The sequence below is a fragment of the Duganella violaceipulchra genome (assembly GCF_019166075.1).
In the GTDB taxonomy this organism is placed as follows: Bacteria; Pseudomonadota; Gammaproteobacteria; order Burkholderiales; family Burkholderiaceae_D; genus Rugamonas; species Rugamonas violaceipulchra.
On the sequence record NZ_JAHTGR010000009.1, the window covers coordinates 81,383 to 98,740 of the forward strand.

The 17,358-nt window shown below is 66.5% G+C and carries 14 protein-coding genes; 5 read left to right on the forward strand and 9 right to left on the reverse strand.

The features are described 5' to 3' along the window. Positions 1-20 precede the first annotated feature (20 nt). Complete coding sequence (locus KVP70_RS17770) at positions 21-2,654, reverse strand: molybdopterin-containing oxidoreductase family protein (RefSeq protein WP_217943538.1); 2,634 nt, start codon at positions 2,652-2,654, stop codon at positions 21-23. A gap of 2 nt (positions 2,655-2,656) precedes the next feature. Continuing rightward, positions 2,657-3,367 (reverse strand): 4Fe-4S dicluster domain-containing protein, encoded by a 711-nt coding sequence (locus tag KVP70_RS17775; RefSeq protein ID WP_217943539.1) that lies wholly within the window; start codon positions 3,365-3,367, stop codon positions 2,657-2,659. A gap of 129 nt (positions 3,368-3,496) precedes the next feature. Between KVP70_RS17775 and KVP70_RS17780 the strand changes: the two genes are divergently transcribed. Further along, positions 3,497-6,199 carry a TonB-dependent receptor plug domain-containing protein gene (locus tag KVP70_RS17780; RefSeq protein WP_217943540.1) on the forward strand — a complete coding sequence of 901 codons (2,703 nt, stop codon included), beginning with the start codon at positions 3,497-3,499 and terminating at the stop codon, positions 6,197-6,199. Here KVP70_RS17780 and KVP70_RS17785 read toward each other — a convergent pair. After that, the gene (locus KVP70_RS17785; protein ID WP_217943541.1) at positions 6,196-6,456 is read right to left on the reverse strand and encodes a hypothetical protein; all 261 of its coding nucleotides are present in this window, start codon (positions 6,454-6,456) and stop codon (positions 6,196-6,198) included. The genes KVP70_RS17780 and KVP70_RS17785 overlap by 4 nt on opposite strands. A 111-nt stretch (positions 6,457-6,567) precedes the next feature. After that, on the reverse strand, positions 6,568-7,791 hold the full coding sequence (locus KVP70_RS17790; RefSeq protein WP_217943542.1) for an MFS transporter: 1,224 nt from the start codon (positions 7,789-7,791) through the stop codon (positions 6,568-6,570). A 103-nt stretch (positions 7,792-7,894) separates the two neighbouring features. On the opposite strand from KVP70_RS17790, the gene KVP70_RS17795 reads away from it, so the two are divergent. Both KVP70_RS17795 and KVP70_RS17800 read left to right on the forward strand, forming a co-directional pair. Then, on the forward strand, positions 7,895-8,806 hold the full coding sequence (locus KVP70_RS17795) for a LysR family transcriptional regulator (protein ID WP_217943543.1): 912 nt from the start codon (positions 7,895-7,897) through the stop codon (positions 8,804-8,806). Between the two features lie 132 nt (positions 8,807-8,938). Beyond that, positions 8,939-10,708 (forward strand): M14 family metallopeptidase, encoded by a 1,770-nt coding sequence (locus KVP70_RS17800; RefSeq protein WP_217943544.1) that lies wholly within the window; start codon positions 8,939-8,941, stop codon positions 10,706-10,708. On the opposite strand, the gene KVP70_RS17805 is transcribed toward KVP70_RS17800, so the two are convergent. From KVP70_RS17805 to KVP70_RS17820, 4 genes are all read right to left on the reverse strand, one after another. Continuing rightward, positions 10,705-11,052: a hypothetical protein gene (locus KVP70_RS17805; RefSeq protein WP_217943545.1), complete on the reverse strand. Its 348-nt coding sequence runs from the start codon at positions 11,050-11,052 to the stop codon at positions 10,705-10,707. The two genes, KVP70_RS17800 and KVP70_RS17805, sit on opposite strands and share 4 nt — an antisense overlap. 82 nt (positions 11,053-11,134) lie before the next feature. Next, positions 11,135-12,070: a tRNA 2-thiocytidine(32) synthetase TtcA gene (gene ttcA, locus KVP70_RS17810; RefSeq protein ID WP_217943546.1), complete on the reverse strand. Its 936-nt coding sequence runs from the start codon at positions 12,068-12,070 to the stop codon at positions 11,135-11,137. Then, positions 12,067-12,465 (reverse strand): dihydroneopterin aldolase, encoded by a 399-nt coding sequence (locus KVP70_RS17815; RefSeq protein ID WP_217943547.1) that lies wholly within the window; start codon positions 12,463-12,465, stop codon positions 12,067-12,069. Before KVP70_RS17815 ends, ttcA begins: the two co-directional genes overlap by 4 nt. A gap of 25 nt (positions 12,466-12,490) precedes the next feature. Further along, positions 12,491-13,273 carry an SDR family oxidoreductase gene (locus tag KVP70_RS17820; RefSeq protein WP_217943548.1) on the reverse strand — a complete coding sequence of 261 codons (783 nt, stop codon included), beginning with the start codon at positions 13,271-13,273 and terminating at the stop codon, positions 12,491-12,493. Between the two features lie 57 nt (positions 13,274-13,330). On the opposite strand from KVP70_RS17820, the gene KVP70_RS17825 reads away from it, so the two are divergent. Next, entirely contained in the window at positions 13,331-14,482 is a 1,152-nt protein-coding gene (locus tag KVP70_RS17825; RefSeq protein WP_217943549.1) for a class I SAM-dependent methyltransferase, read from the forward strand. A 123-nt stretch (positions 14,483-14,605) separates the two neighbouring features. Then, a complete protein-coding gene (locus KVP70_RS17830) occupies positions 14,606-15,622 on the forward strand; it encodes a J domain-containing protein (protein ID WP_217943550.1) in 1,017 nt (338 codons plus the stop codon). A 6-nt stretch (positions 15,623-15,628) separates the two neighbouring features. On the opposite strand, the gene KVP70_RS17835 is transcribed toward KVP70_RS17830, so the two are convergent. Then, positions 15,629-17,341 (reverse strand): methyl-accepting chemotaxis protein, encoded by a 1,713-nt coding sequence (locus tag KVP70_RS17835; protein WP_217943551.1) that lies wholly within the window; start codon positions 17,339-17,341, stop codon positions 15,629-15,631. Positions 17,342-17,358 lie beyond the last annotated feature (17 nt).

The window sequence follows — 17,358 nt, forward strand, 5'->3', positions numbered from 1 at the left end:
GTTTTTTTCGTCTGTCCGCTTCACACCTTGCGCAGCGAGCAGACGGTGTCGAACCAGGATTGCATGCCGACCAGCGGTTGTGGATTGATCGGCAGCAGGGCGTTGATGTTGACGCCATTGCCCCTGCCACCGTTCTTCTTGTCCCACCACACCCCGGCGTTCAGGTCATCGAGCGCCGGCGCCGGCCCGAAGGCCTTGGCCGCCTCCGGGCCGATGCCGTGCGCCGCCACTTCGACCCGGCGTCCGCTGCGGCCTTCCGCCGCGCGGCCGCCGCTGATCCATCCCAGCGAATTGGACACCGCCACCACGCGCGGATGGATGCCGCGCGTGACGAACACCCGCATCCGCGCCGAGCCGATTTTCTCGCCGTTGCCGCGATAGGCCTGCAGGGACGGCTGGTCGGCCGGGCCGGACTGCGGCCGGTAGGTGGTCAGCTCGACCATGTCGCCGCTTTTCAGGCCCAGTTTTTTTGCCGTCGCGACGTTGATCCACATCGGGTTGTCATGCACGATCTCGGTCAGGTATTTTTGTGACGCCGTGCGGCCCTGCGTGTGGACGTTCCACTTGAAGGTGCTCAGGATGTAGCGGTCCGCCGGCAGCTTGCGGTGCGACGGAATCTGCACGAAGGTCGGCATGCCGTCGTCGTCGAAGCCGCGCGTCTTGGCCACCAGCGTCACCTCCGGCGCATGCACTTCGAACTTGCGCGACGGCGTGGCGAAGCCGCGTACCGCCGCACCGCCGGCCATCAGGCCAATGGCGCTGTCCTTGCCCTTGTCGTTGGGCCGGTAGACCACACCGCTGGCGGCGTCCACCCGGCTGCCGTCCAGCTGCTTGCCGCTCAGCGGTTTCTGGAACACCTCGTAAGGCTTTGGCTGAGAGGTGTCGACGTAGACGCCGTAGTGCTTCATGTATTCAAAGCCGTCCTTGAACTGCTTGCCGTCCGGCCCCGTGGCGGGCAGCTTCGAGCACTGGATGCGCACGAAATCCTCATGGCTGCCGAACTGGAAGTACTTCGCCTGCTCCGGACCGAGACGGCGGCCGATATCGAACAACACGTCGGCAAAGCTGCGCGCCTCGCCCGGCGGCGGCACCAGCGGCTGGCGCAGCGTGACGAAGTGCGTCAGCTCCATGTTGTTGCGGATGTCCATGCCCCAGCGTTCGAGGTAGGTCGCGTCGGGCAGGATCAGGTCCGCATAGTGCGCCATTTCCGAATAGACGATGTCCGAGCAGGCGTGGAAGGGTATCAGTTGCTCGTCCATCAGCACTTCGACCGTGGTGCTGCGGCCCTCCGGCCACGTCATCGGCGAGGCGATGGTGTAGCTCAGGTAGACATCCAGCTTGGCGCGGCCCTGGCGCAGGTAGTCGTAGACGATCTGGCCGACCTTCATCTTCTGCCAGCGATTGGCCAGCGGCCATTCCGGCGGGTCTTCCAGGTCGGTGCGGATCTTGGGCGCGGGCGGCACGGGCTGCGGTTGCGGATAGCGGCTGGCCGACAGCTTCTCTTCCAGCCCATAGCAGTAGCCGCCCGGCCGGGCGATCGAGCCGACCAGCGCGTTGAGCATGACGACGGCGCGTTCGGCGTTGAAGCCGTTGTAGTGGGCGCCGGCGCCGCGGTTGGTGAAGGCGGCGACGGCCGGCCGCTTGCGCGCGAACTCCAGCGCCAGGCGCTCGATGTCCTGCGCGGCGATGCCGGACAGCTTGGCGGCCCACGCCGGTGTGCACGGGGCCAGCCAGCCGCGTATGGTTTCAAGGCCGGGCTGGACGAACTTGTCGATGAAGTCGTGATCGATCTCGTTCTCGCGCACGATCACGTGCGCCATCGCCAGCGCCACCGCGCCGTCGGTGCCGGGAAACGGCTGGTGCCATTCGTCGCTGCGGCCGGCCGTGTTGGACAGGCGCACGTCGAACGTCACCAGCTTGGCGCCGTGGTCGAAGCGCGCTTTGACCACGCGGCTCACCAGATGCAGGCCGCCCTGGTGCGCCTCGTAGAAATTGGAGCCGAAATTGAGGAAGTACTTGCAGCGTTCGGCGTCGATCGATTCCCAGTCGGTCTCGCCGAGCGAGACGTAATTGGCGGCGCGCTTGTTGGCGGAGCACAGAGCGCGATGGTTCAACTGCACCGGCGTGCCGATCGCGCTCAGGAAGCGGTTGATCTCGGCGTCGATGCGCGAGCGGCCCTGGTGCAGCGCTACCCGTTCCGGATGGCCGCTGTCGATGCTGGTCTTGATGCGCTGCGCCACTTCGGCGTAGGCCTCGTCCCAGCTGATGCGCTTCCACAGACCCGCGCCGCGCGCGCCGACCCGCTTGAGCGGATACAGCAGCCGCTCCGGATAGTCGTTGATGGTCGGCCCGGACTGCCCCTTGGCGCAGGTCATGTAGCTGCCCATGTTGGGATCGAGCGGATTGCCGCGTATCTTGATCACCTTGCCGTCCTGGACGAAGGCTTCGATGCCGCACACGGTCGAGCAGTTCAGGCACACGCTGGTGATGCGTTGGGCGCTGCGGTAATCGTTCTTGACCTTGCGCTGCGCGCCGTCGGCCAGCGGCCGGTAGTTCAGCGCCTGCGCGCTGCTTGGCGTCAGCAGGATGGTCTCGCCCAGACCTAGTCCGGCCATCGAGCCGATGCCGCTTTTGATGAATCCCCGACGGTCCATGTTCATGCTCCCTTCGGTCGCGGGAACTGCGACTTCAGCTGGTCCCAGGTGTCGATCTCGTAGGAAAACGGATCGTGGCTGCGGCCCTTGGGCACCTTGTGCGCCATCGCGCGCGGCACCACGCCGCCCAGGCCGCGGTACTGCACCAGCGGCTTAGTCTTTTCCTCCGGCTTGAGCGGCGCCACCTGCTGGCGGTGCTTTGCGTGGAACCGGCTGACCGGGCTGGCCGGATCGTTCAGGTCACCGAACGCGAACACGTCGGCCGGACATACCTCCACGCAGGCCGGCTCCATGTCGGCCGCCAGCCGGTGAGAACAGAAGTCGCATTTGTCGGCCACTTCCGCCACCGGGTCGATGTGGATGGCGCCGTAGGGACAGGCCTTGATGCAGTCGCGGCTGCGGTCGCAGGCGCTATCGTCGATGTGGATGATGCCGTCGCTGCCGCGCGCGATCGCGTCGTTGGGGCAGGCGTCCAGGCAGGGCGCGTCTTCGCATTGCATGCACAGCGTCGGCAGGAAGGCGCGCTTGGTCGTCGGCTGCTGGTTGTACGGGTTGATCGACGCGAAATCGTAGTAATACACTTTGGTGCGGAAGTGGCCGAGCGAGACGGAATTTTCGACCTTGCACGCAACCGAACAGGCGTGGCAGCCGATGCAGCGTTCCAGGTCGATCGCCATGCCCCATTTGGGACCGGCGCTGGTGGATGTGGTCATGAGACTGTCCCCGATAGATGGAAAAACATTAGACCACAAAATAATGCATAAGCAATCGCGAATTCATTCGTTCTGGTTTGATACCCCGCTTGATAAGGTGGCATCCCTTTCTCTCCCCGGATCACCTCAATGAAGACAAAATTTGAATTGAAGCCGCTGGCGGCAGGCGCTATCGCGCTGCTGTGCGGCGCTGCCGGCCCTGCGCTGACGCAAGCGCAGGAGGCGGGCGCGGTCACCGCCGCGCCGCCTGCCGTCGTCGTCACCGGCTCGCGCATTCCACGCGCCAGCCTGGAAGGGCCTTCCGCCGTCACCGTCATCACCGGCGAGGACATCACCAAGCAAGGCTACAAGAACGTCTTCGATGCGCTCAGCAACCTGACCCAGAACAGCGGCTTCACCCAAGGCGCCGACTATGGCAACACCTTCACGCCGTCGGCCAACACCATCAGCCTGCGCGGCCTCGGACCCAATCACACGCTGGTGCTGCTCAACGGTCGCCGCCTGGCGGACTTCCCGATCGCCTACGAAGGCACGGTCAACTTCACCAACCTGGCCAACATTCCATCGAGCGTGGTGGACCGCATCGAGATCCTCAGCGGCGGCGCTTCCGCCGTCTACGGCTCGGACGCCATCGCGGGCGTGGTCAACATCATCCTGAAGAAACAGGCCTCCGGCCTGGACGTCAACCTCAAGGCCGGCGCCACCACGCGCGGCGGCGGCGGCGACCAGCGCCTGCAGCTGACCGGCGGCGATAGCTACGGCAAGCTCAATGCGCTGTTCAGCGCGGAATTCCTGGAGCGCGATCCGCTGTGGGGCCGCGAGCGCGACTTCATGAGCGCCAAGGTGGGCGTGGCGCCGACTCCTCTGCTGTGGCGCAAGAACGTCGACACCGGCAAATACATCGATCCGGGCGACACCTGCGCCCAGCTCGGCGACCTGTTCGGCGGCAGCACCGTCAAGTACACGGGCAAGGCGGGCAGCTACTGCGCCAGCCCGAAAGTGGCGCCGACCTACTGGACCACGCAGACCAGGAACAGCAGCCAGAACCTCTTCGGCAGCGCCAACTACGAGCTGTCGCCGACCACCACCTTGTTCGCCGAGGCGCTGTACGGCCAGAACCGCAGCGCCAACAACACGCGCGGTCCGTCGTGGACCTCGGTGGCGACCGCCGACACCTATTTCTGGAACCAGAACACCAAGACCAACGAGGCCTGGAACCGCTATATCTCGCCGGAGGAAATCGGCGGCGTGCAGCGCTACAACCGCAGCTGGGACGACCAGGCCGCGTCGCTGTCGTTCGGCGCCAAGGGGGCTATCCCCGGCACCAGCTGGCAGTACGAGGCCGGCTACACGGCCTCGCTGTACAAGAGCGAGAGCCACACGCCGCGCGCGCTGGCCAACATCGACAGCTTCTTCCTCGGCCCCAAACTGGGCGTGGACGCGGACGGCGTGCCGATCTACGCGCCGGACCCTGCGCGCCTGGGCAAGCGCCTGACGCCGGCGGAATTCGACAGCATCACCGGCACCGCAGTTGGCAACGACAAGTCGTGGACCAACACCGTCAGTGTCAGCGCCAACGGCGAGGCGTTCAAGCTGCCGGCCGGTCCGGTCAAGCTGGCGACGGTGGCGGAACTGGGCAAGCAGGGTTTCTCGAACACGCCGGACCCACGCATCAACCAGGGCTACTTCAATACGGTGACGCCGTCCGACGTGACGGCCGGCACCCGCAAGCGCTATGCGCTGGGCGTGGAGGCGAATGTGCCGCTGCTGGAGAAACTCGATGCGACCGTGGCCGCCCGCTATGACCGCTACAGTTTCGCCGGCGTCAGCGACGGCAAGCTGGCCTACAACGCCGGCCTGGAATGGCGCCCCGCCACGCAGCTGCTGCTGCGCGCGAACCACGCCACCAGCTTTCGCGCGCCGGACATGAACTACATCTACAAGGCGCGCGGCACCGGCTACTACTCGTCGAGCACCGACTACTACCGCTGCGCCAAGACAGGCCAGCCGCTCGACAGCTGCGAGTTCGCCAACATCTCGCCGGGCGCGAACTACGTGCAGGCCGGCAGCAAGGATCTGCGCTCGGAAAAAGGCCGTTCGTCGGGACTGGGCGCGGTGTGGTCGCCGAGTGCCAGCTTCGATGTGTCGCTGGACTACTGGGACATCAAGATCGACGACCTGGTCACCAACCTGAGCGCCGACAAGCTGCTGCGCGACGAATCGAATTGCCGCATCGGTGGCGATCTGACTTCGCCGACCTGCGCCGACGCCATCGCCCGCATCGTCCGCAATCCGCTGACGGCGTTGAACAAGCCGGGCGAGATCAAGGAGATCCATGTCAATCCGATCAACGCCGCATCGACCAGCGTCAGCGGCATCGACGTCAGCGCCAAGCACGTGCTGCGCACCCAGGCTTATGGCGTGTGGATTTCCAAGGTCAACTACTCGAAGACGCTGAGTGCCAAATCGCGCCAGTTCTCCGGCGACGACCTGAAGGACGACCGCGAAGACCTGGGCAACTCCGACTGGCGCGACAAGCTTAACGCCAGCCTGACGTGGAACCAGGGCGACTGGTCGAACACCCTGTTCCTGCAGCGCTACGGCAAGGTGCCCAACGCCGCCGGCACGGCCTTCCTGTCGCCGACCACCCTGGCCAACGCCAGCATCGTGTATAAGCTGAACCAGCGCACCACGCTGTCGGTGGCGGTCAACAACCTGTTCAACAAGGTCAAGCCCGACACCAGCGGCGGCTGGCCGTACTACACGGTGGGTAACTACAGCCCGACCGGCCGCCAGGGCTGGGTCGAGCTGAATTACCACTTCGGCTCCTAAGCTGGACGGTGCTGCGCGACCAGTGCGCGCAGCGCCGGGTCGCTGATTTCGAAGACATCGAACATGCCCAGTGCCGCCATCGCCGGCACCGCGTCGACGATGTCGGCCCGCGCCTCGGCACGGGCCTGTTCCGTGCTGCCCTCCGCCTGCAAGGTGCGGGCATTGGCCAGGAAGGCGCCGACGGTGCCCTTCCTGACGGTGACACCGTTGAATTCTCCGGTGTTGACGTGGTCCGGCAGTATGTCCTGTGCTCGCATGATGCAATCTCCTGTGGTTGATGAGGACTCCATCTTGCCAGCCGCCGCATGGCCTGACTTGCGCTGAGCGGCCATCATATGTCGCATTCGGGCCAGTGCCCGGCTCAGGTCCTACACCACGGCCTTGCCGCTCGCAGCAGCGTGGCCGGCATACTCGGTCAGCCAGTACAGCAGCGCCAAGCCGGGGAAGGCCATGCCGGTCAACAGCGCCGCGTGCCAGCCGTGGGTGGCGAACATCCAGCCGCCCAGCGCCGAACCGAGCGCGCCTCCAGCGAAGAACAGCGCGAAGTACACGCCGTTCAGGCGGCTGCGCACTTCCGCGCCCAGCGTGAAGATGGCGCGCTGGCCCAGCACCAGGTTGGCCGCCACGCCCATGTCCAGCACGATCGATGCGATCACCAGGATCGCCAGCGCCAGGTTGCGCAACTCCGGAACTTGCGGCGCCAGCAGCGGCAACGCAAAACCGATCACGCCCAGCGCCAGCGCGGCGGCGGTCGCCATCAGCGTGTGGCCGGCGTCGGCCAGGCGGCCGGCGACCGGCGAGGCCACCGCGCCCGCCATGCCGACCAGCGCGAACACCGCGATGCCGGTCTGCGACAGGTGGAACTGCGGGCCAGCCAGCATCAGCGGGGTGACGGTCCAGAACAGGCTGAAGGAGCCGAACAGGCCGGCGTGGTAGGCGGCGCGGCGGCGCAGCAGCGGCGTGCGCAGGAACAGCTGCCACAGGGATGCCATCAGCGCCGGATAGGCGATCCGCGCGGTCGGCGCGCGCAGCGGCAGCTTGGCGCGCAGCACCAGAGCCACCGCCAGCACCAGCACGGCGGCGCCGCCGAACACCACATGCCAGTTGCTGGCGTCGGCGATCAGGCTGGCGGCGGGACGGGCCAGCATGATCCCCAGCAGCAGGCCGCTGACCACCTTGCCGACCGTGTGGCCGCGCGTTTCCTCTTTCGACAGATGGGCGGCGAACGGCACGATGATCTGCGCCGCCACCGAGCCCAGGCCGATGCCCAGCGCGGCGGTCAGGAACATCCACGCGCTGGTGCTCAACGCGGCCAGCACCAGCATGGCGGCGGTGAACAGCAGGCCGGTGACGATCAGGCGGCGGTTCTCCAGCAGGTCGCCCAGCGGCACCACGAACAGCAGGCCGAGGGTGTAGCCGATCTGCGTCAGCGTGACGATCAGGCCGGCCGCCTGCGGCGACAGCCCGGTGGCGGCGCTGATCGGGCCGACCAGGGTTTGCGCGTAGTACAGGTTGGCGACGATCAGGCCGGTCGCGGCGGCCAGCAGCAGCACCATGCCGGGGCTGATGTCGTCTTGTGCGGGGTGGTTCATGCGGACTCCGTGGGTCAGTGGGAATGGACGGAGTCTAGACAAAAACCGGGCAAAGATAATCAGGGCATAATGCTCCCATACTTTTCACTTTATATGAACAATCATGGACAGACTCAAGGCCATGCAGACCTTCGTGCGCATCGTCGAGGCCAACAGCTACACGCGCGCCGCCGAAACGCTGGACCTGCCGCGCGCCGCGCTGACGGCCACCATCCAGAAGCTGGAAGCCTTCCTCGGCACCCAGCTGCTGCAGCGGACCACGCGCCGCCTGTCGCTGACGCCGGACGGCGCCGACTATTTCAAGAAGTGCCTGGAGATCCTGCAGGCGGTGGAGGACGCCGAGGGCGCGTTTCGCGGCCACGGCCGCAGCAAGCCGCAGGGCCGGCTGCGGGTCGAGCTGCCGGGCGCCGTCGGCCGCAACGTGGTGATGCCGCACATCCCCGCGTTTTGCCGCGAGTACCCGGAGCTCGACCTGGTCATCAGTCTGAACGAGCGCCTGACAGACCTGACCCAGGAAGGCCTGGACTGCTCGCTGCGGGTGGGCGAGCTGCAGGATTCGGCGATGATCGGCCGGCGCCTGGGCAACATGGCCTTCCTGACCTGCGCCGCGCCGTCCTACCTGGCCGCGCACGGCGTGCCGCGCGCGCCGGCCGATTTGCGCGCGCATCGCGGCGTGACGCATTTTTCCGGCCGCACCGGCCGCCCCTTCGACTGGGACTACATGGTCGACGGCGGCGTGGTGACGGTGGAGGTGCCCAGCGCGATCGCCGTCAACGATCCCGACGCCTACATCATCTGCGCCTTGCAGGGCATGGGCGTGATCCAGGCGGCGCGCTACCAGGTGCGGCATCACCTGGCCAGCGGCGCGCTGGTCGAGGTGCTGGCGGCGACGCCGCCGACGCCGATGCCGATCTCCCTGCTGTACCCGCAGGGCCGCATGGCGTCGCCGCGGCTGGGCGTGTTCGCCGAGTGGATCGCCGGCGTGTTCCGCGCCGATCCCGACCTGCAAGCCTGAGTGGCCGGCGGCCAGGGAAATTGCGATCGATGATCGCCGAGTCGCAAAGCCGACTATAATTTCCGGCGATCCGATGCCGGCGGGTAGGCCCCGCCGGGCACCGGCCATTCAACCCTTGCTGGAAGCCAGTCCATGATACGTTCCGCCATTCTGCTTGCCTTTGCCGCCACCTCCACCCTGGCCGCCGCCGCGCCAGCCTCCGCTCCGCTGAGCACCGTCGCCGAACGCTCCGGCTTCCAGAACACCGGCCGCTACGACGAAGTGGTCGACCTGTGCGCGCGCTTCCAGAAGGCGTATCCGAAACAGGTGCGCTGCTTTGAATTCGGCCGCACGCCGGAAGGCCGGCCCATGCTGGCGCTGGCCGTTTCGCGCAGCGGCGCGCTGAGCGCCGAGCAGGCGAAGAAGCGCGGCGTGCCGGTGCTGCTGGTGCAGGGCGGCATCCACGCCGGCGAGATCGACGGCAAGGACGCCGGCTTCCTGGCGCTGCGCGAGGCGCTGGAGAACAAGGCCGCGCCGGGCGCGCTGGACCAGCAGGTGCTGTTGTTCGTCCCTGTGTTCAACGTCGACGGCCATGAGCGCTTCGGCAAATGGAATCGTCCGAACCAGCGCGGCCCGGTGGAAATGGGCTGGCGCACCACGGCGCAGAACTACAACCTGAACCGCGACTACGTCAAAGCCGACGCGCCGGAAATGCAGGCCATGCTGGCGCTGGTGAACGCCTGGGACCCGCTGGCCTACGTCGACCTGCACGTTACCGACGGCGCCAAGTTCCAGCCCGACGTCTCGATCCAGGTCGAGCCGGTGCACGGCGGCGACGAGGAGCTCAAGCGGGCCGGCCTGGCGCTGCAAACGGCGGTGATGGCCGACCTGAAGGCGCAGGGCTCCGATCCCAAGCCGTACTACATCTCGTTCGCGGCCGACGACGACCCGAGCTCCGGCTTCGTCGACAGCATGTCGACGGCGCGCTTCTCGACCGGCTACTTCCCGATGCGTAACCGCTTCGCCATGCTGGTCGAAACCCATTCGTGGAAGGATTACCCGACCCGCGTGCGGATCACCCGCAACACCATTGTCTCGCTGCTGTCGCAGGTCGCCGCCCACGGCAAGCAATGGCAGAAGATGACGCAGGACGCCGACGTGCGCGCCGCGACCCTGGCCGGCGCCGATTTCCCGATCAGCTACCGCACCACCTTCAACGCCAAGACCATCGAGTTCCCCGGCTACGAGTACACGCGCAGCTATTCGGAAGTGTCGGGCGGCCTGATGACGCATTACGACGAGACCAAGCCGCAGATGTGGACCTTGCCGCTGCGTGACGAAGTGGTGCCGGACCTGAAGATCGCCGCGCCCAAGGGCGGCTACCTGGTGCCGCTGGCCGACGCGGCCCGCGTCGGCGCCAAGCTGAAGCAGCACGGCATCGCCTTCAAGGTGGTGACGTCGGACCTGATGTCGGCCGAAGTGGAGACCTTCCGCGCGGCCAAGACCAAGTTCGGCGCGCAGTCGTTCGAAGGCCGTCAATCGCTGGCGGTGGAAGGCGACTGGGGACGCGAGCGCCGCAGCGTGGCCAAGGGCGCGCTGTTCGTGCCGATCGCGCAGCCGAAGGCGCGCCTGGTGATGACGATGCTGGAGCCGCGCGGCGCCGATTCATTGCTGGCCTGGGGCGAATTCAACAACGCCTTCGAGCGCAAGGAGTACATGGAGGAGTATGTGGCGGAAGACGTGGCGCGCGCGCAGTTGGAGGCCGATCCGGCGCTGCGCGAGGAGTTCCAGAAAAAGCTCGACAGCGACGCGGAGTTCAACAAGAGCCCGGCCAAGCGGCTGGAGTTCTTCGCCCGTCGCCACGCTTCGTGGGACGAGCGCTACAACCTCTATCCGGTGCTGCGCACCGTGCAGAAGTACTAAACCGCAGGGCTTCCGCCGCCGGCCGCCTGGCCGCCGCCGGATGCCTTGGCGGCGGCTTCCTCCATCTTTTGCCGCAGGATCTCGCCCACCTTGGCCATGATCGAGGCCTGTTCCTCCGGCGACTTGGCCGCCAGGCCCTCCGGCGTCAGGCCCAGGCTTTTCAATATCATTTCCTGCATCCGTTGCGCAGGCGATTTCTTCATGTAGGTGTCCAGCTCCTGCGCGGCGGTCGGCTGCTTGGCCGCCTCCAGCGCGGCCTTGAATTCGGCGCCGCCGTCGGATTTTTTGCGCGGGGTGAAGGCTGCCACGCTGGCGTCGCCGAGCGCCCTGGTGTCGATTTTCATGTTTGCTTTCCCTGTTAGTGGTTATTTACGCAATATAGCGTAATTTGCACTAGCAGGGGGAGCGCAGAAGATCGGCGGCCGCTCAGCCCTGTTGCAGCGGGATGATGCCGGGCACCGTGGTCGGGGTCGAACACGGTTCCTCGTCGAAGGCGATGTCGCCCAGCGGATTTGCCTGGCCGTCGGCCTTGATGTCCTTGAAGCCGAACAGGTCGCGGTCCATCAGGTGCGATGGCACCACCGTCGACAGCGACGAGAAGATGCTTTCGACGCGGCCGGGGAATTTCTTTTCCCAGTCGCGCATCAGGCCCTTGATCTGCTTGCGCTGCAGGTTTTCCTGCGAGCCGCACAGGTCGCACGGGATGATGGGGAAGCCTTTGACGGCGGCATAGCGCTCGCTGTCTTCTTCCTTCACGTAGGCCATCGGCCGGATCACCATGTGCTTGCCGTCGTCCGACACCAGCTTGGCCGGCATGGCCTTGAGCTTCCCGCCGAAGAACATGTTCAGGAAGAAGGTCTCGAGGATGTCGTCGCGGTGGTGGCCCAGCGCGATCTTGTTGCAGCCCAGTTCATCGGCCACGCGGTACAGGATGCCGCGCCGCAGGCGCGAGCACAGCGAGCAGGTGGTCTTGCCTTCCGGGATCAGGCGCTTGACGATGCTGTAGGTGTCCTGGTTCTCGATATGGAAGGGGATGCCCAGCTGCTTCAGGTAGGCCGGCAGGATGTGGTCGGGGAAGTTGGGCTGCTTCTGGTCGAGGTTGACGGCGATGAGCTCGAAGTTGATCGGCGCGCGTTCGCGCAGCGTCATCAGGATGTCGAGCAGCGCGTAGCTGTCCTTGCCGCCGGACAGGCAGACCATGACCTTGTCGCCGTCCTCGATCATGTTGAAATCGCCGATCGCCTGGCCGACCAGGCGGCACAGGCGCTTGTGCAGCTTGTTGTTTTCCAGCGCGATCTTCTCGGCCGACTTGGTTGAAGCGGCGCCTGGCGCGGCCGCTACGTTGTCGAGTACTGCGTTCATACGGATTCCTTGATCTTGAAGACTTCCACGCCCACGCCTTCGCAGTCCGGATACACGTCCGGCTTCATGGTCGATACGCGGGCCGCGCGCACGCGCGGGTGTTCCAGCATGGCGCTGACGATGTCGTCGCACAGGCTCTCTTGCAGGTGGACGTGGCCGCGCGCCATCAACTTGGCGATGGAGTCGCGCATGAAGTCGTAGTCCACCACTTCTTCCAGCTGGTCCTTGACCGGGGTCGAGACGGCCAGCGGGATGTACAGGTCGACGTTGATCAGCAAACGCTGCTCGCCCTTTTTCTCGAACTCATAGACGCCGATGTTGATCAGCACTTCGTAGTTGCGCAGGAACAGGCGGCGGCAGTCGTTCAGTTGCGGGTGGATCAGGGCGGACAGCATAGTTTTTACCTTCTTGAGATTGTATTCATTTGGCCAGGAACATCACGTCGCGCGGCAGCGGCATCAAATGCTGGCCGCCGTCGACCAGCAGGGTGGTGCCGGTCAGCGCGCGCGCCGTGGCAGCGTAGACCACGCTGTCGGCGATATCTTCCGGGGTGCTGGAGCGGCCCAGCGGGGTTTGCCGGTGCGCGTGGGCGAAGCCGGCTTCGGTCTGGTCGCCGGACACCATCGTGATGCCGGGCGCGATGCCGACCACCCGCACCGCGGGCGCCAGCTGCTGCGCCAGCATCGTGGTGGCGGCATGCAGCGCCGCCTTGGACAGGGTGTACGACAAAAAATCAGGATTGAGATTGTACAGTTTTTGGTCGAGCAGGTTGATCACCACCCCCTGTTCGCCCTCCGCGAGGGCGGCGTGCAGCGCCTGCGCCAGGATCACCGGCGCGGCGACGTTGGCGCGCATGTGGGCGTCCAGCCGGCCGGCGCTGAAGTCGGCGGCGCTGTCGTACTCGAACAGCGAGGCGTTGTTGACCACGCAGCGCAGCGCGCCCAGCGCGGCCACCGCCCGCGGCAGCAGCGCGCGCACGGTCGCTTCGTCGGCCAGGTCGCAGGGCAGGGCGACGGCGCGCCGGCCCATCGCCTCGATCGCGGCCACCACTTCCTGCGCCTCGGCCTGCGACGCGCGGTAGTGCACCGCCACGTCCCAGCCGGCGCGCGCCAGGCCAAGCGCGATGGCGCGGCCGATGCGGCGGCCCGCGCCGGTCACGAGCGCCACGGGTACGCCGGCTGGTGTTTTTTCTGCTGTCGTCATGTGCTGTCTGAATGTCAAAATGGCGGCCCGGCGCGCCGATTCGCTACAATGCCGGTTATGTCCCTACCTGTACCTTCCAGTGACGCGCTGGCCGCGTCCCACGCCCTGTCGCACCTGATCGCCGCCGAAATCGCGCGCAACGATGGTGCCATCTCCTTCGCCCGCTATATGGAACTGGCGCTGTACGCCCCCGATCTGGGCTACTACAGCGGCGGCTCCGCCAAACTGGGCAAAGATGGCGATTTTACAACCGCACCCGAACTCACGCCGCTGTTCGGCGCGGCGGTGGCGCAGGCCGCTGCCGCTATTATCGCCCAAAGCGCGCCGCAGATCCTCGAATTCGGCGCCGGCACCGGCAAGCTGGCCTTCGACATCCTGACCGAGATGGCCGTCGCCGGGGTGGCGATCGAGCGTTATTTCATCGTCGAGCTGTCCGGCGAACTGCGCGCGCGCCAGCAGGAAAAGCTGCGCGACTTCCCCAACGTGCAGTGGCTCGATGAATTCCCCGACGCCTTCGACGGCGTGGTGGTCGGCAACGAGGTGCTCGACGCCATGCCGGTCCACCTGGTCACCAGGCACCCGCAGGGCTGGCACGAATTGCAGGTGACGGTGCGCGACGGCCGCTTCGATTATCTGGAAACGCCGGCCGGCGCCGAACTGCAGGCGCAGATCGCGCTGCAAATCCAGCAGCACGACAGCCTGCCGGTCGGCTACGTGACCGAGGTGCACGGCGTGGCCTGCGGCTTCATGGCCACGCTGGCGCGCATGCTGCGCAACGGCCGCGCCAACGCCGCCTTCCTGTTCGACTACGGCTTCCCTGCCCACGAGTACTACCTGGGCCAGCGCGCCACCGGCACCCTGATGTGCCACTACCGCCACCATTCCCACCCGGACCCGTTCTACTATCCGGGCCTGCAGGACATCACCGCCCACGTCGACTTCACGGCGATGGCGCTGGCGGCGCAGGAGGCCGGCGCCGAGGTGCTGGCCTACCTGAACCAGGCCGGCTTCCTGATCGGCGCCGGCGCCGGCGACCTGTTGCTGCGCACCGATCCGGCCGACGCGCTGCGCTATCTGCCGCAGGCCAAGGCCTTGCAAAAGCTGTTGTCGCCGGCCGAGATGGGCGAATTGTTCAAGGTGCTGGTGATCGGCAAGAACGTCGTCTTGCCGGACGCCATAGCCGCCCAGGACCGCAGCCACCGCCTGTAGATTAAATGTTACAGTGATTAAAACAGCAAGACTAAACCTTGCTTGATCGCTGAGCCGCTGAGTCGCGGCGCGCCAGATCGGCTATGATGAATGACGCGCGCTCGCCGGACAATTATTGGAACGATGGCAAAGATACACACTCACTATGACAACCTGAAGGTGTCGCGCATGGCGCCTCAGGAAGTCATACGTGCCGCCTACAAGGCGCTCAGTCAAAAATACCACCCGGACAAAAATCCGGGGGAGGAGAAGGCTGCGCGCATCATGGCCATCCTCAACAGCGCCTACGACACCCTGTCCGACGTCCAGCGCCGCAAGGAACACGACGAATGGATCGCCGCCGAGGAATGGGAAATCGAGTGGCTGGAGAGTACCCGCCACGAGGACGGCCATGGCCATCGCGGCGACAGGCACCGCCACGACGGACCGGAGCGGGCCTGGAGCCCGGAAGCGGTGGACGACCTGCCGCGGCCTGGCCGTCCGGCCGCCTGGAAATGGTGGGGCGGGCTGGCCGCCAGCCTGGTGGTGGGCTGGGTGGGCGGCGTGGCCATGGTGTCCGAACCGCAGCTGTTGTCGTCCGCGCTGGCGGCGGCCTGGGGTGGCAAGACCGACAACGGCGGCGCGCGCGCGCAGCCGCGCGCAGCGGCGCGCGATCCCAAGGCCGAGATGCGCGAAGCCTGGGCCAGCACCCAGCCGTATTATCCGGAGGCGAACAGCGGCCGGCCGGCGCCGATCAAGGTGCAGGCGCTGTCGCAGGTGGTGCTGCCGAATACGACCGTCGATTGCGACAGCGAGACCCAGACCCTGGTGGCGCCCAACGGCGAGCCGTGGCCGACGCAGTCCGGCTACATGACCGGCTTCCCGGTCGGTAACCGCGGCGACGATATGCAGCTGATGCTCGACAACGCGGGCAACGCCTCGGCGGTGTTCATCAAGATCTACGATACCGAGCGCCGCTCGAACGTGCGCTACGCCTATGTGCAGGCGCACGACAAGCTGGTGGTCGACAAGCTCGCCAACGGCAAGTACGAGATCCGCTACCAGAACCTGGATGTGGGCGCCAACCAGAACGGCTGCACGCCGGCCAGCCGCACGGCGGCGGCCAGCACGGCGCCACCGGCGCCGCCGGTCAGCAATTAAGCGGTCTTAAAACTCTTCCCACTCGGAATTCATGTCCGCCTTGGGCTTGGCGGCAGCTTTCGCGGCCGGCTTGGGCGCAGGCTTGGTGGCGGGCTTGACGGCCAGCGCGGCGGCCGGGGCGGGCCTTCTGGCGACGGCCGGACGGGCCGCCGCAGCCGGCTCCGCCGCATAACTGTCATCGAGCTTGAACACGCTGACCGAGGCCGACAGCGTGCCCGCCTCGTCCTGCATGCTTTGCGCGGCGGCGGCGGCCTGCTCGACCAGCGCGGCGTTCTGCTGCGTCATCTCGTCCATCTGCGAAATCGCCTCGTTGACCTGCTCGATGCCCATGCTCTGTTCCTGGCTGGCCGAGGTGATCTCGGCCATGATGTCGGCCACCTGCTGCACCGAGGTGACGATCAGGCCCATGGTCTGGCCGGCCTCGTCGACCACGGCGCTGCCGCCGTCGACCTTTTCCACCGAATCGTCGATCAGCACCTTGATTTCCTTGGCCGCCGTGGCCGAGCGCTGCGCCAGGCTGCGCACTTCCGACGCCACCACCGCGAAGCCGCGTCCCTGCTCGCCGGCGCGCGCCGCCTCCACCGCCGCGTTCAGTGCCAAAATATTCGTCTGGAAGGCGATGCCGTCGATGACGCCGATGATGTCGACGATCTTGCTGGAGCTGGCCTTGATCGAGCCCATGGTGTCGACCACCTGGGCCACCAGCTGGCCGCCGCGCGTGGCCACCGACGACGCCGAGATCACCAGCTGGTTGGCCTGGCGGGCGTTGTCGGCGTTCTGCTTGACGGTGGAGGTCAGCTCCTCCATCGTGCTGGCGGTCTCTTCCAGCGAGCTGGCCTGCGATTCGGTGCGCCCCGACAGGTCCATATTGCCGCTGGCGATTTCGCCCGAGGCCTGGTTGATGGTGGCGGTGCTGCGCCGCACCTCGTGCACGGTGCGCGCCAGGCTGGTGTTCATGTGCTGCAGCGCGGCCAGCAGCTCGCCGGTTTCATCGCTGGCGCGCACGTCGATGCGGGTGCTCAGGTCGCCGGCCGCCACCGACTTGGCGATCGCCACCGCCTCCTCCAGCGGGCCGGTGATCGAGCCGGTGATCCACGCCGCCAGCGCGCCCGAGACGATCAGCGCCACCACCCCCAGCACGATCATCATGGTGCGCGAGAAGTCGATGTGGCCGGTGGCGACCTTGCCGCCGCCCTCGATGTCGCTCTTCTGCTGCTTGACCATGGTGCCGGTCAGTTCTTCCAGCGTGTCGAGCAGGGGGAAGGTTTCGCTGTTCATCAGCTCGGCCGCCTTGTCGCGCTCGTCCGCCTCGACCAGGTCGGCCACCTTCAGGAAGGAGGTGTTGTAGCTCACGCGCGCGGCCTGGATCTTGGCCAGCAGCGCCTTCTCGTCGGGTGTTTCGGTCAGCTGGCCCAGCGTGGCCAGCGCGGCGTCGATGGTTTTCTTGTCCTGGTCAATCCGCTCGTAGCTCTTGGCGCGCTGCGCCTTGTCGCTGATGACGAACAGGGCCAGCACGCGGCGCGCGTCCTCGCGCGCGGCGGCGTCGATGGTGGCGGCGGCCGAGGCGCTCGGCCAGTCGCGTTCGACGATGTCCTTGGCGCTCTGGCCGACCGCCCCGAAGCGGCCGATGGCGGTGACGATCATGATCAGCATCAGCAGCAGCACCAGGCCGAAGCCGGCGCCCAGGCGGGTCTTGATTTTATAGTCGGTCAGGTTCATAGGGGGTTCCGATTTGA

Bases quoted from the DNA above. Each gene is read 5' to 3' on its own strand.
- KVP70_RS17820 (WP_217943548.1), bottom strand. From the start codon at position 13,273: ATGACGACAGCAGAAAAAACACCAGCCGGCGTACCCGTGGCGCTCGTG.
- KVP70_RS17795 (WP_217943543.1), top strand. From the start codon at position 7,895: ATGGACAGACTCAAGGCCATGCAGACCTTCGTGCGCATCGTCGAGGCC.
- KVP70_RS17770 (WP_217943538.1), bottom strand. From the start codon at position 2,654: ATGGACCGTCGGGGATTCATCAAAAGCGGCATCGGCTCGATGGCCGGA.
- KVP70_RS17835 (WP_217943551.1), bottom strand. From the start codon at position 17,341: ATGAACCTGACCGACTATAAAATCAAGACCCGCCTGGGCGCCGGCTTC.
- KVP70_RS17815 (WP_217943547.1), bottom strand. From the start codon at position 12,465: ATGCTGTCCGCCCTGATCCACCCGCAACTGAACGACTGCCGCCGCCTG.
- KVP70_RS17825 (WP_217943549.1), top strand. From the start codon at position 13,331: ATGTCCCTACCTGTACCTTCCAGTGACGCGCTGGCCGCGTCCCACGCC.
- KVP70_RS17785 (WP_217943541.1), bottom strand. From the start codon at position 6,456: ATGCGAGCACAGGACATACTGCCGGACCACGTCAACACCGGAGAATTC.
- ttcA (WP_217943546.1), bottom strand. From the start codon at position 12,070: ATGAACGCAGTACTCGACAACGTAGCGGCCGCGCCAGGCGCCGCTTCA.
- KVP70_RS17830 (WP_217943550.1), top strand. From the start codon at position 14,606: ATGGCAAAGATACACACTCACTATGACAACCTGAAGGTGTCGCGCATG.
- KVP70_RS17775 (WP_217943539.1), bottom strand. From the start codon at position 3,367: ATGACCACATCCACCAGCGCCGGTCCCAAATGGGGCATGGCGATCGAC.
- KVP70_RS17800 (WP_217943544.1), top strand. From the start codon at position 8,939: ATGATACGTTCCGCCATTCTGCTTGCCTTTGCCGCCACCTCCACCCTG.
- KVP70_RS17805 (WP_217943545.1), bottom strand. From the start codon at position 11,052: ATGAAAATCGACACCAGGGCGCTCGGCGACGCCAGCGTGGCAGCCTTC.
- KVP70_RS17790 (WP_217943542.1), bottom strand. From the start codon at position 7,791: ATGAACCACCCCGCACAAGACGACATCAGCCCCGGCATGGTGCTGCTG.
- KVP70_RS17780 (WP_217943540.1), top strand. From the start codon at position 3,497: ATGAAGACAAAATTTGAATTGAAGCCGCTGGCGGCAGGCGCTATCGCG.